Below are 14,257 nucleotides of genomic sequence, written 5' to 3'. Positions count from 1 at the left end.
GGGCCTGCTGTTCAATCCATGATCTCTTAAGCGAGAGGGCTTCGAAGTTTGCTATCATGCATTAATTGTCATCGTCGCTGCTCTCGTCATGCTGTTTGGCAACAGTGTCACCGATCACGATGCCGAGACCGTTCGTTCCGACGTATACTCTTCCGTATACTCTAGAATCGCCCGTTATCGTGCGGTTGGCAGCGCCGAATTGGTGCGCGTCGTCGTTGATGCGGATCCATTTCTTCCCGGCGTTGTCGGAACGGTAGATGCCGAATTTGCCGTTGATTTTGGCATTGGTGTATAGAGCCGGATACTTTTTGCCTTTTGCCGCTTTGCCAAAGCCGATGGTGGCGGCTTCTTGGACATTATCCAGTTTGACGAAAGTTTTGCCGGAGTCGGTGGAATGATACAGCCCGAAAGCGTCTTCCGGATGCTTGTTATCCGACGCCCCGGCGATCCAGATCTCTCCTTCGATTCCAGGTACCGCTTTGAACTTGCTCGTCAAGTGCTTGGGCAATCCGGTCGCTGCAGACGCGGCAAATGTTTTACCGCCATCCGTGCTGACATAGAACGTACCTTCATTGATCCCGTAGAACTTGTTCGGGTTCACGCGGTCCGAAGACACGATCGCCCCTTGGGGAATGCCTTGGGAAGCGGTCCAGGTTGCGCCTTTATCCGTCGAATAGCTAACGGATACGCCGTCCGGACTCCAGACGATGTTCGCGCCGTCGGATCCTACGGCCACCCATCCGCCGCCGTTCGGTGTGCCCGCGTTTGCGGCAGGCTTCCAAGTTACTCCGTTATCTTCCGAAACGCCCATTCTCGGATCGGCGTTGCTTGCGTTGCCGACACGCACGACGAGGTTCGGATTCAGTTCCGCATAATCGAGGTCTGTGCTTGTACCAATATAGGGGTTGGTGATCATATTCGGCGCTTTGCCCAGATCCTCGTGGCGGAAGCCGCCGATATCGCCCATTGCGCTCAGCAGCTGAGCGCCCGACGGAGGGCTGACCACTCCGAGAACAGCAGTCTCCTCAATACCGTTCGCATAGACTTTAATGTTGATTTTGCCGCCATTGTCGAAAGCGGTTACGTTATCGGCACCGTACAGCGTCGCTCCGGTTCCGTACAGCATGCGGTCGGAGTTGAACGGGTCGATTTCCAGCGATCCGATCATCCAGCCCAGCTTGGGCGAAATTTCGGGCGTTTGTTTCTTGACGCCCCAGTCTAGCCAAGGAGCCAAGGAGTAATCTATCGTATATTGATCGGTTCTCACGCTCGAATCGTACGTTGTGAACGGTTTCCAGGTTGCGCCTCCGTCCATGCTGCGGTAAATGTTCTCATCCGGCCACCATTTGTTCATCGTGGCGACCATGAGCGTATTCGGGTTTCGAGCATCTATGGCCAGGCCGCCGTACGGATTCGACGTATCCCCGGCTCCGGTAGGGCTGATATCCGTCCAGACTCCCGTCTTCGTATCCAGCTTCCAAACCGATCCCTGCCCGCCGTTAAAAGGCCCGACATCATGGGTGTAGGTCACGTACAGGATGCCGTTCGAAGCGAGCTTGCCGTGATGCGGCAGAAAGCCTTGATTGGGCTGGTTCGGAACGGGTGCCCACGTTTGTCCGCCGTCGGTGCTCTTGTAGATGCTGTTCTCCCGCTCTGCAACGCCTGCGTAAATCGTTTGAGTCGCATGTCCCTTGCTGCCCGTCGACGGATCGAATGTGACCCAAACGATACCGAGCGGATCCTTGAAGAAATCTTCCGAAACGCTTCCTTTGGCCGTGAAGCTCTCGACTTTGTTCCAGGTAACTCCGTAATCCGTGCTTTTCCAAAGACCGTTGCCGCTGCGCGTACCGAGGTAAAGAATGCGGTTGTCGTTCGGATCGATCACGAGGCGCTCTCCCATAGAACGTCCGGGCATATTGCCGCCGAGCTTGAACGGGAGCGGTGTCCGCTGCCATGTTTGCCCCTTGTCTGTGGAGCGCATGATGGCGCCGTTCTGATCCGTCCAGTCGTTTGTATAAGTGCCCGCAGCGATGTAGACGCGATTAGGATCGACCGGATCGGTGGCGAGGCTTTCAACGCCCAACAAGTTCCAGTCTTCCATGGAGACGGAGTCGAGCAGCTGGATCCATTTATTGTTTGCCTGATCCCAGCGGTAGGCGCCGCCCATGTCCGTACGGGCGTAGATCAAATCCTTTTCCGTCTGGTTGAAAATAATGCCGGGAATAAATCCGCCTCCTACGACTTGGGCTCTGCCCCATTCATACGACTCGGACTTCACCTCCTTCTGCTTGTTCGCCGCCGGTGCCGCAGTGGCAGCGCCTCCGAGAAGTCCGATGCATAGCGCTGCTGTAGTGATTGCACTGACTATCTTTTTCATTCCCAATTTTCCTCCCTTATTGGACTTTAATTGTATGCGGTAACATTAATGTTATAATACATGAAGTTCCAGACAATCCCATAAAATTCATGCCGATCGTTGGTTAAACAATGTCCGATCTGGCGCCAATGGACAAGGTCCTTGCTGTGAAAAATCGGAACTCCCGGAAAGTATTCAAACGTGCTTGTTACCAGATAGTTAATCTTCCCCGACCCGGCAGATGCTCGGGCCGGGGGAAAAATTTATTACTTTTTCAAGGCCGCACCGACCGTTTTTTCGTATTGTTCGGCTTGCCACTTGACAACCTCGTCGTAGCCCAAGCCTTTGGCTTTCGTGATCATTTGCTGTTTCAGGCTGTTAAACTCGTTATCATCCTTCGCGAACATTATCTTCCAGGAGTATTCCTTGATGACTTTGCCCACTTCGCTGTGCTTCTGCTTGATATTGGCCGGTTCCGTCGCTGGAGCTTGGGTGCTTAAGTACGCAGGCGCCACGATTGCTTTGTTTTTCTTGACAACGTAGTCTTTCATCGTCAGCGCACCCATAGCGTCCCGCCAGCTCTTCGTGACCGGATCCGGATTGTGGTTCAGATATGAGGTCCACATGGTGTAATCATACGGTTCTCCGGTCTCCGGATTCGTCATCGACGTGTTGATCGTCCTGTTGTTGGCTTGGTTTCCTCCGTCCGAGAACACCCCGCCGCCGTATTCGTCAGGCATATTGACAGAGCCCGTGAGCGCTTTGTATCCGAACTCGGTCAAAGTCGGCTTGCCATCCTTGATATCCCAAGTCAAGCCCTTCGGTCCGGCGGCGGATACTTGTATGCCCTCCGGCGTATACAGCCAGTTAAGGAATTGCATTACGCGCTCCGGATACTTCGTCTTCGCGCCTATGGTCCAATGCCACGTGCCTCCATATGGCGAATATCCACTGGTATACATTTGCTCATCGGCGAATGGGACAAACGCGAAACCTTTGCCTGCAGACGTATGCTCAGGGGTATTATAACTGCTGCTTGCCCAAGAAAATTGCGAGAATAAAATTTGCCCATCCTTGTATTTATTGGACACGTCGGCGTACTTCTGCGTCAAGGAGTCCGGGTCAAGCAGCCCCATCTTATTGGCATCAAAAAAGAATTTCAAGCCTTTCATGTAGTAACCGTTGTCGTCGAGCAAGCCTTGCCATTTCGCTTCATTCGCTTTCGTCAGAATCAGGTCGGCCGTATTGAAGCCGTCCCCTTCTGCATAGCCGTAAAATGAGGCCATGACCTTCGCGTTTAACGAATTGACACTGTCCCAGTCCGACCACAGTGAAAAGCCGTACGTAGGCTTGCCGGAATCACTCTTCGGACTGAGCTGCTGCATTTGCTTGAGCACGGTCAGATAGTCGTCAAGCGTCTTGATTTCCGGACTGCCCAGCTTCTGGTACAAGTCCCAACGAAGCATCGGACCGATGTTCGTGTTTGCGCCATCGCTCGGGCCGCTGCCGCTGCCTACATTTTGCCCAATACCGTAGATCGCCGTTCCGCCGCCGAATTGCTTGCTGTTCGCTTCAAGCGCTTGGCCTGCATATTTCTTAATGTCTTGGCCGTATTTGTCAAGGAGACCGTCTTTGTTCCAATCCAACAGCAGACCAGCTTTGATCGCATCTTTGATGTTGACTGCGACCTGGATATCGCCCAAATCGCCCGAGGCCAACATCGTAGCCTCTTTTTGCTGGCCGCCGCCGCCGATAATGTTTAATTTGATATTAAATTTGTCCTTGATCACCTTCGCAAACCAACCCGGTTGAATCCCGGAATAGTTAGCCAGGTTCGAGTATACATTCAGCGTGATTTCCGGCTGCTTCGAAGGATCGGTGCTTGCGCCCGATTGCGCCGGTGAATCGCTATTTACCGCGGTATTGCCACTGCCGCCGCTGCATGCGGATAATAATACAAGCACGATGCTCATCGATACAGCGGTTGTCATCCACCTTTTTCCTTTAAACATCTGGTTGTTAACCTCCTTGTCATGTACCTGCTTAGTCCTTCTAGTACCTTGCATTCAAGAAATGAATGCTGACGCCCTCTTGACCTATTCAATACAAGCCGGCTACGTCCCGCCTCACCCCCTTTGCTTGGTTTCAAAATCAGCCCTTTACGGCCCCGATCAGAATGCCCTTCACGAAAAAACGTTGAAAGAACGGATAAACGAGCAATATAGGAATGACAACAATCATCGAAACCGTCGTTCGGATCGAAGTGGCCGTCTGCATATGGGCCAAATCCGCACCGAGACCTCCTTGGCTGGCTTTCATCATAGTTGCCAGCGATGTCGCGTTATTCAAATAACGGTACAAGATGAACTGCAGCGTAAACAGGTTCGAATCCGTGACCAGGAATAAGGTGTCCTGAAACGAGTTCCATTGACCGATGGCCGTGAAGATGGCGATCGTGGCCAGGATCGGGGTAATTAAAGGCATGACGATTTTCCGGAAAATCGTGAAATAGCCGGCTCCATCAATTTGCGCCGATTCCTGCAGCGCGATCGGCGTGGACTCGATGAACGTCTTGACAAGGATGATATTGAACGGAGCAACGATCCCGGGAATGATATAGACCAGAAAATTGTTGAACAAGCCGAGATTGCGCATGGTAAGGAACCAGGGAATCAAACCGGCATTAAAATACATGGTGACGATGAGGAACCGGTACCAGAATTTGCGGCACCACATGATATTTTTCGTAAACAAGTATCCGAGAAACCCCGATGCAGCCACGGTTAACAAGGTGCCGATCACAGTGCGTCCTATAGAGACAAGCGTGGCCGTACCCAGTCCGGGTATCTTGAATACTTCCATATAATTGTTTAAATGAAACCCTCGCGGGTAAAACATGACAAGACCTTTACTGCTCAAGTCGTTGTTGCTGATCGTATTGATAAACAAATAATAGAACGGAAAGAAACAAGCCAGAGTAAAAAGGGCAAACCATGTATAGTTCAGAATATCAAATATCGTAATCTTCCCCGTCTTTCCCATGTCGACTCTCCTCTCTCTTCAAGATGACCTAGATGACGCCTTCGCCGCGAACCAGCTTCGACAGGCCGTTGGCTGCAAACAGCAAGAACAAGCTGACAATAGATTTCAAAATACTGACCGCTGTCGCGAACCCGAAGTTGTTGTTCACCACCCCGATGTTGTATACGTAAAGGTCAAGCACCTCGATATGATTCATGTTGATCGCGTTCGAGAACACAAAATATTGCTCCAGTCCATTATTGATGAAATTTGCGATCCCCAATATGAGTAGCACGAAGAATGTCGGTATAATCCCGGGAACCGTCACGTGCCACATCAGCTGGAAACGGTTTGCTCCGTCCACTCTCGCCGCCTCATACAATTCCGGATCGATCCCGGTAATTGCAGCAATGTACAAGATTGCCCCCCAACCGAGTCCTTTCCATACGCCCCACAAGGTCATGGCCAGCCAGGTATGGTTGTCCGATGCCAGTATATTCAGCGGCCGTTCTATCAGATGCATGCTCTTCAGCAAATTGTTCAGGAAGCCGTTGTCAACTGAAAATAACATGAAGGCGAAGGAGTACACCAGTACCCAACTGATAAAGTTCGGAAGCGTTGTAAGTGTCTGCACCATTTTCTTAAACGTTGTGCTCTTTATTTCCATCAGGAATATCGCGAAGATGACCGGCAGAACCGAAGTCAGAATGCCAAGTGCACTGATCGCGAACGTGTTTCGCAAGACCCTGAGGATTTCCTGCACTTGAATCTGATTCGACACCAACGCTGTAAACCAATTCAAGCCTACGAATTCGGTCTTGGACAACGGAATGCCGGGCCTGTAGTCGTAAAAGGCATAAATCCAGCCGTACAGCGGCAAATAAGAGAACAAAAAGACGAGAACCAAAAAAGGAAAAGCCATGAGGAATAATTTATACTTATCTTTAAACTGAAAGCGCTTTCCCGAAACTGGGGAATAGGCGTGTTCGGACAAGTTTGCGTTCATGTTTCTCCCCCCGCTATTAAATAATGTTTTCTTTCATTTACTCACTTTTACTTAGATTTTCAAATCGGCTATCTTAGGAGATCTAGAACTCCTGGTGGTATGACATTTCCTCATCAACTCCCTCTCAGCGGTGGAACCTGCTTCAGGTTTTGCTCCACAGATTCATTATGCGGGCATACCCTCAACCTCTTTGTGTTCGATTATAACCAAATCGTTTTCATCATAATACCCAACAAATTCCACTTAAAATCCAGCTATAATTAGTGTTTTTCCGTGCCGGAAAATAACCGGCAAAACATCCCCATGACGCGGATTGGTCGGCAATCACTCATGACAGAAAAACACCCTTCTTGTTTGGTGTCATGGAAGTGTCGAGCAACCATGCAAACAAAGAAAGGTGTTGTGGATGATGCAACATATCAATCTAATGCTAGACCTACAAGGTCGGCCCCTCAATCATTTGCCGCATACTTCATCGTATCCTTGAATTGTCATCGTATACTCCAGTTCGCCGCCTTCCAGAATGTGAATCTCGTCATTGATCTTTCGCAGGTAAACAAGGCTACTGCGGATACCCAGCAGTACAATCGATAAAAAGACCGACTCAAACCTTTTGGCAATCTCTTTATTGATAATATCTCGAACGGTCAAAACTTCAAGTCTTCGCCAAGGAGATCGAAACGGCGCTTCGATCATGTGATTGCCGATCGTAAAGAAGGGATCTCTTACAAAGAAGTTCGTCTCTCCCGTGCCGCCGGTGACCCCGTCCTTCACAGTTGCCAGCTCTTTCTCCTTTTGTGTCAGCAGACGCGGTCTATGTATCTCAACGCCATACTTCTCAAGAACTTTTTTTAAATTTTCCCGTTCGGTCTCCCAAGCTTACTGGGATTCTTCTGCCGTCAGGTTCCCAAACTCCGGGAAAATGCCGGCCGACTGCGAATTACCAACATTATTATCAGACGCTGCTTGTTCCATCTCTTGGGTGGGGAAGAAAAACTCGGATTGCGAAAGCACCACACACTTTAAGGTTGCAAATTCGCTCTCCACATTCACATTGCTTTTGCCCGCTGCAGATGCACTCTGGGTGGAAGCAGGCCCCCGTTCCTTGCTCGTGCTGCCCGCTGTGTTGTTCATTTGAATACATCCTGTCATCAGAATCATCGCCATAGCTGCGGTTCCGACCAATTTGTAAAGCAGGATCCTCGTATTTTTCCTCCATCTTTTGTTTGAAGTTGAATGAACCGACAATGGTTAATCACACTTCCAAATTTAACGGTCAAATCTTAACAATTTATGAAGGTTCCAAAATTGTCAAATTGGGCGAAAGGCGCTTGGCAGGTGCAGGCTGACAATAAAAAAGCGTTCCAACAGGAACGTAAATCCCCTGCCGGAACGCTTTGCCATTTTACTGCGCCGTGCCTGTGACGCTTGTGCCGCTTTTTACGATTGTGTACTTGACGATTTGCCCGCTCCAGAAGTGGAACGCCAGAATCACCGTTCCGTCAGTCGTTTCATTGAAGAAATTCGAGGTCAGCGTGATTTGATTGTTGGTATAGTCGGGTGAGAAGCAATAGTTGCACCCGCGTGTTATAGTAGCTCACATGAATCTTCCAGGCGGGACCCGAGTTGAAGTTGACAGTCAATACCGCTTTCTCGCCCGGCGCGCCTGAAGCGAGCTTGGAGAGATACTGATGTCTCCTCTCATATCACTGAACTCCGGTTTGCGGAAGGAAACGGAAGCGGCTCAGTCCGATATCCCCGCCCAAACAAAGATAGACAGTGCGAACTCCCGACGCTTCATCCGTCTTGCAAGCAACCGTCTCCCACGATGTTCGCCCTCCCGTCTCAGGAACGGTGCACGTTCCGATAAGCGGGCCGTCTAACCAATCCAATCTAAGCTCAATGCTACCGCCTCCCCGACCGGTCGTACATCGGGCTTCGAAGCCGCCGATCCCTCCGCGGAAATCGGCATCGTCAAAGCGCAGCCAGCCTGCCTCGCCCGATAACCGGATGCAGCTCCCGCCTTCCCGGCATTCGTCCAGGTAGACGCCTTCGTACTCGTCGTAGTTCACTGCCGGAGTCTCCTTGGTCAAATCGCGCGGAGGCACGGTATCTCCGTCTACCGCCAGCTTCTTCTGCACGCGGATATCTCCCGACGAGCCCCCGACCATGAGCGTATAAGTACCGGACTCGATGCAATAAGCGTCCCTGGTCACATCCCAGAACGCCAGCTCGGAAACCGGCACCGTAAAGCGAACGGTCCGCTTCTCTCCGGGAGTCAACCGGATGCGCCGGAAGCCCTTCAGCTCTTTGAGCGGCCTCTGCACGCGGGACGAATCGGCGCGCACATACAGCTGGACGACCTCGTCTCCGGCCATATCGCCCGTATTTTCGACACGCACACTCACCGTGATGTCCTCGCGGGAACCCACACGCTCCTGACTCACGCTCAGCTCATCGTAACGGAAGGTCGCATACGACAACCCGTAACCGAACGGATACAACGGCTCTCCATCAAAATATTGATAGGTGCGCTTCCCTTTCCGAATATCATAATCCATGATATCGGGCAGCTGCTCTACGGAGCGGTACCAGGTCATATTGAGCCGTCCCGCCGGGTTGTAATCGCCAAACAATACGTCCGCCAAGGCGTTCCCCAGCTCTTGGCCCGCATGCGAGGAATACAAGACGGCCGGAATGTGCTTATCGACCCAGTTCAGAGCAAACGGGTAGCTCCCGATGACGACGACAATCGTGTTGGGATTAACCTTGTATACCTCCCGAATCAGCCTCTCCTGGGAAGCGGCTAGCGTCAAGTCCGGGCGGTCGATCTCTTCCTTTCCGTTGATAAGCGGATGGTTCCCGACGATAATAATCGCCGCATCCGACGCTTCAGCCGCCGCAACCGCTTCCTTCAGACCATCCGTGACAACTTCCTTGCGCAAAGCCCCGCCTTCATCGCCGGGCAGCGATACAGGGCTCCCGTTCCAGCTCGCGAGCGACATCGTCCCATTCTGCCCCTCGACAGGATGAAACACCTCTTTGACAAACCAGCCCCAAATGTCTTCGGCCGAAGCGGTCACGGTCGTATCGTCGGTCGTCACATATTTGCCGTTCGAAAGCGCCTTCAGCGTGGTGCTGCCGAAGCCCCAGTCGGTCAGCAAGAACGCCTCGGCAGAATCGGCAGCTGTCCGTTCCGCCTTCAATGCGCCGTTCTCGTCCGGCGTAATCCCTACGTATTTACCCGTTACGGCGGAACGAAGGCGCACACGGTCGCATCCGTCGGCGAAGATGACGGAACCTTTGTTCATTTTGGCCTGTATGCCTTGCAGCGGAGTGACCTTATAAGGATGGCTGCCGGAATACCAATCGCGGTACACCGCATCTCCAAGCGGCCCGATCACGGCGACTCGCTGCACGGTGTCCCTGTCAAGGGGAAGCAGCTGGTGCTTGTTCTTGAGCAGGACGACGGATTCGCGGGCTGCTTCCAAGGAGAGAGCCGCATGCTCCGGCTTGCCAACCGTGTCATCCGGCATGCCGGCATACGGATTGCGCTCGTCCGGATCGAATTCGCCAAGCAGGAAGCGCACCCGGAACGTGTTGGTCAAAGCCCGGTCCAGGTCGCCTTCCTCCAGCTGCCCCTCGGCGAGCGCCTCCCGTATGGCGGAGCAGGTAATCTCGGCATCGTCCGTAATGCTGTCGATGCCGTTCTTGATCGACGCCACGACTGCTTCTTTATACGTCTCGAAATAACGGTGATCCTTCACGAGGCCGATCAGATCTCCCGCATCGCTGACGATAAAGCCATTCATTTCCCACTCGCCTTTGACGACCCCGAGCACATCTGGATGGAGAATGGCTGGCGTCCCGTTAATCGAGTTGTACGCGGTCATCATCGATAGCGCGCCCCCATCGCGGAAGGCCGGCTCGAACGCTTTCAAATAATATTCCCGCATATTGCGCGGGTCGATGCTGGCGGAGCAGTGCCCGCGGTCCTTCTCGTTGTTGTTGCCGAGAAAATGCTTCAAGGTAGCAATCGCTTTGCGGTAGACGGGATGCGGTCCCTGGATGCCCTTGACGAGTGCGGACGTAAGCTCACCCGTCAAATACGGGTCTTCCCCGTACGCCTCCTCTGTCCGGCCCCATCGCGGGTCCCGCTCCATATCGACAGTCGGCGCCCATAGCGTCAAGCCGTTGCGTGCGGGGTCCCGCTGATAAAATACTCTGGCCTCGTCGCCGATAACGGAACCGATTCGCTCAAGCAGCTCCGGGTTCCAAGTGCAGGCAAGGCCGATCGGTTGCGGAAAAGAGGTCGCCTCCCCGAGCCAAGCGATGCCGTGGGCGGCTTCGGTACCGTGCTTATAAGGCTTAACCCCCAGCCTCTCGACTGCGGGTTGATATTGGCACATGAGCCCAATTTTCTCCTCGAGGGTGAACCGGGACACCAGGTCGACAACGCGGTCCTCGATTGCCCGATCATGATTCTGAAACGGTAAAGCTACTCTCTTAGCATTTATCATCGCCGCCAAACCTCCATTTTAAGGTATTTAGAAATCGTCTTCGCTCAATCTGCCATGGTTGCCGTGGCATTGAAACGGCCCAATTGCTCGGGCCTCTAAACATATCCTATTTGCTTTTTTGTAAACCGGCAGAGACCTTCCAATCCCCGCTAATCTTCGGGCAACAGGTGAACCTGGTTTAATCTCGGCCGATCGCGAGGAGACGTACCCAGCCTTCCTCAAGATTGTTGCGGGCCCAATTCCAGTGGTCTTTGTTTTCATATTGCCGGAAGGTACATTCAATCCACAAGATCAGATCCAGATAAAAATCGTACATCACCCTGCGCCGCTGCTGGTTTTGGGTTGCGAAGGCCATCCCATAGCCCCTTGAGAACCCAACGGATCGGTTGAAGCGGCTGAAATAAACCTCCATCAGCGGGTCGCCCCAAAGCGCTCTTTCGAAATCGATCAGCCCTGTTATTTTCCCATGCTCGACAAACACATTTCCATCCCATAAATCCCAATGCACGAGACGGGGCTGAACGACTTCGTGCAAAGCATCAAGATGCCGTTCGATTTCCGATTCGATAACCGCATCGCCCGCAGGCAGCTCGACTCCGGCATCTCTGCCATCAGCCAGCACGCCCAGGATCATCTGTTGAAACGCTTCCGCCCAGGAGTCATTCCACGATTCTTGCTGCAGGAAATATCCGAATTTCTCCCCTTGCACTTCATTGATCAAGCGGCTATAGACGCCAAGCTCAAATTCGATCGCGTCCTTCTCTTCCTGGGAAAGCGTCTCTTTAATTTTGTTGTAAGGAACCCCCGAAAGCCGCTCCATAATAAAGTACTCCGCATTAATCAAGGTGCATGTATCGTCGTGTGCTAGCACCTTAGGTACAGGCAGCGTGCCGATGTTGTCAAACAAGCGTAGCGCCTCGACTTCGGTGCGCATCAAGTTTGCCTCATAACGCATCATTTTTGTTCCCTTGAACGGTGCTGCTTTTAGGATAACCTCGCGGTCGTCGCTTGTGATGATCGCGTATGCGCTGTTTGCCCACCCATCCGTTAATTCTTTCGTTTCGACGACCCGGCTTCCGAACGCTTGATGAATAATTCGTTCCATATCGCTGCTTGTCAGCTTGGGTTTCACATTACTTTCCAAATTATTTGTCACATCTTTCTATAAATTGAAATAATGAGTCAATTTCATAATAAAATTGTGATTTACCAACAATGTCCAACTAGTTGCATTGCACTAATAAAATAGCCACTCATTCTCACACAGCTAACTGGAAAACCTCCTGTTAATCCTTCGTTCAAGTTCCTATACCAGCATTTAACGGGAAAACCTCCCTTTAAAATGTCTTTTTTTCGAGTTTTGGTCGAATTTGGTTCCAATTAACGGGATATTTTCCAGATATATCATTAGAAATACGATAATTCGGACGATTTGATGGAGGTTTTCCAGTTAATGTAAGTCAGAGCCACCCAATATCTCGTCGCGCTCTTTACCTGAACCTCCAATGGCTCATCTCTGATAGTTAACCGGTTTTATCAGGAACTTATTCACGGATTTGGGCGGTCTCTATTTAGCTTTTGCTTCTAGTGAAGGGCAACTAGTCCAACCGGCCTTGGGGAGGTGACGAATTTTATTCGAGACCGAGATCCCTTACGTGGCCAGGTTTTTCAAATTATGAAATTGACTCATAGTTCCTTTATCTTTAAAATCGACCAACTTTTCAATCCTGGACACCCAAACAGACCTATTCGATAGGATTCACCGGCTCATAATCGAACCAATCAAAGAGTGCCGGCGTACTCTGTCCTGTTTCGCAAACTGCATACATCGCAATGACTACTCCCGTAAAGCCGCCCGCTACCTCCGTTGAGAGCAGATGCGTTTCACCCGAGCCCAACTCAAGGACATCGGATTGATTGGGCTGAATGGCGAAAACAAACCATTCCGGCCGAGCCTCAATCTTTAGCACGACCGGACCCGCTGCGCATTCGAGCGTGTGCTCCGTTCTCAATGATCCCACGGTCCGCCGTAATACGATCACCTTGCGTCCTTCCTTGAACTTTACAGCAAGATCATAATGATACCTATCGTTCATAAATACGGTAAGTCCGGCTTCCTCGCCTTCGCTTTTCGGTTCGAAATCTAATATGGCGGCTATGTTGCATGACAAATGGCGCAGACGCCGGCCCACAAAGGCGGGGGCGCCGGTATCGTCGAGCGACACCTTATTCCCACGCAGCACCAAATTTCCCGGACTTTCGTGAAGCGACCAGCTTTCCGGAGTCGGATTCCGCAGAAACACCCAGTCAAAGCCTAGCGTTGTATCGTCAAAATCATCTCTGATTGCCCTATGCGGCCACCGGACTTCCTGCAGCTGCGGAGCCTCCATAACGGACTCGATACGCCCGCCGTTACCGATGATCGGCCAGCCGTCATCCGTCCATGACACGGGCGCCAAAAAAGTCTCTCTGCCCAGATGATGCCGCATCGGATAAGAAACAGGCCTGATTCCCAAGAAAACCGCCCACCAGCTGCCGTCATGTGCCTGTACCAGATCCGCATGCCCGGTTGCGTGTATGCTGCTCTTCAAGCTTCTATGAGACAAAATCGGATTATGGGGACACGGTTCATACGGTCCATAGGGGGCGCTGCTTCTCGCTATCGTAGCCATATGGCCATATTCTGTTCCGCCTTCGGCGATCAGCAAATAGTAAAATCCGTTGATCTTGTAAAGATGAGGAGCTTCCGGGTACGCTCCGCCCGTTCCCCTCCAGATCAGACGGCTCTCCGTCAGCATGCTTCCGGTCCATATGTCAATCTCGCATTGATAAATGCCGTAGCCTTCATTGCCGTCGCAAGTGGATTGAAAGTATACACTGCCGTCTTCATCGAATAATAGAGAAGGATCGATTCCCTTCTGCGCGACAGGTATTGGATCGGACCAAGGACCGTCCGGCTGCCTGCTTCGAACAAAAAAATTACCGACCCCGCTCACATTCGTCGTTACCATATAGAACCAGCCCTCATGAAGGCGGATCGTCGGGGCGTAGATTCCTCCCGAGAGCCAAGTGTTTCCCAATGGCAACTGCTGCTCGGTTGTGAGGCAATGTCCGATCTGGCGCCAATTAACGAGGTCCTTGCTGTGAAATAGGGGGACTCCGGGAAAATATGCAAAAGAGCTTGTCACCAGATAATAGTCATCCCCGTTCCGGCAGATGCTCGGATCGGGATAAAAGCCGGGAATGACCGGATTCGTATATGGCATTTGGATTCCTCTCCTTGTTTGAGGGTCTGATGTAAAAGCGTATTCATAATTATTTATATAGAAAAATGAAGCTCTGCGATACCTGCGA

Annotated in this window: 9 protein-coding genes and 2 pseudogenes; all 11 read right to left on the bottom strand. The window is 51.7% G+C overall.

The window, feature by feature from the left end; translation table 11 throughout:
• Nucleotides 1–61 precede the first annotated feature (61 nt).
• Nucleotides 62–2,377: a glycoside hydrolase gene (locus ICC18_RS00125; RefSeq protein ID WP_223192221.1), complete on the bottom strand. Its 2,316-nt coding sequence runs from the start codon at nucleotides 2,375–2,377 to the stop codon at nucleotides 62–64.
• A 92-nt stretch (nucleotides 2,378–2,469) separates the two neighbouring features.
• Nucleotides 2,470–2,623: pseudogene (locus ICC18_RS00120) on the bottom strand (family 43 glycosylhydrolase); the annotation flags it as partial.
• Nucleotides 2,623–4,368, bottom strand: a complete 1,746-nt coding sequence (locus tag ICC18_RS00115) for a type 2 periplasmic-binding domain-containing protein (protein ID WP_188172363.1) — start codon at nucleotides 4,366–4,368, stop codon at nucleotides 2,623–2,625. The pseudogene ICC18_RS00120 and the gene ICC18_RS00115, both read right to left, overlap by 1 nt.
• 139 nt (nucleotides 4,369–4,507) lie before the next feature.
• Entirely contained in the window at nucleotides 4,508–5,398 is an 891-nt protein-coding gene (locus tag ICC18_RS00110) for a carbohydrate ABC transporter permease (RefSeq protein WP_188172362.1), read from the bottom strand.
• Nucleotides 5,399–5,426: 28 nt separating this feature from the next.
• A complete protein-coding gene (locus ICC18_RS00105; protein WP_188172361.1) occupies nucleotides 5,427–6,383 on the bottom strand; it encodes an ABC transporter permease in 957 nt (318 codons plus the stop codon).
• 468 nt (nucleotides 6,384–6,851) lie between these two features.
• Nucleotides 6,852–6,983, bottom strand: a pseudogene (locus ICC18_RS33485) (sensor histidine kinase); the annotation flags it as partial.
• A 279-nt stretch (nucleotides 6,984–7,262) separates the two neighbouring features.
• Nucleotides 7,263–7,517: a hypothetical protein gene (locus ICC18_RS00095; RefSeq protein ID WP_188172359.1), complete on the bottom strand. Its 255-nt coding sequence runs from the start codon at nucleotides 7,515–7,517 to the stop codon at nucleotides 7,263–7,265.
• A 271-nt stretch (nucleotides 7,518–7,788) separates the two neighbouring features.
• Nucleotides 7,789–7,974, bottom strand: coding sequence for a hypothetical protein (locus ICC18_RS00090; protein WP_188173163.1), 186 nt, complete (start codon nucleotides 7,972–7,974; stop codon nucleotides 7,789–7,791).
• A 115-nt stretch (nucleotides 7,975–8,089) separates the two neighbouring features.
• A complete protein-coding gene (locus ICC18_RS00085; RefSeq protein ID WP_188172358.1) occupies nucleotides 8,090–10,903 on the bottom strand; it encodes a glycoside hydrolase family 3 protein in 2,814 nt (937 codons plus the stop codon).
• A gap of 178 nt (nucleotides 10,904–11,081) precedes the next feature.
• A complete protein-coding gene (locus tag ICC18_RS00080; protein ID WP_188172357.1) occupies nucleotides 11,082–12,035 on the bottom strand; it encodes an aminoglycoside phosphotransferase family protein in 954 nt (317 codons plus the stop codon).
• Between the two features lie 613 nt (nucleotides 12,036–12,648).
• The gene (locus ICC18_RS00075) at nucleotides 12,649–14,169 is read right to left on the bottom strand and encodes a glycoside hydrolase family 43 protein (protein ID WP_188172356.1); all 1,521 of its coding nucleotides are present in this window, start codon (nucleotides 14,167–14,169) and stop codon (nucleotides 12,649–12,651) included.
• Nucleotides 14,170–14,257 lie beyond the last annotated feature (88 nt).

Origin of the sequence: Paenibacillus sedimenti (assembly GCF_014534655.1) — a bacterium.
Classification (GTDB): domain Bacteria; phylum Bacillota; class Bacilli; order Paenibacillales; family NBRC-103111; genus Paenibacillus_E; species Paenibacillus_E sedimenti.
Note: the sequence above shows the minus strand (reverse complement) of the source record. Positions and strands in the feature narration are given on the sequence as shown.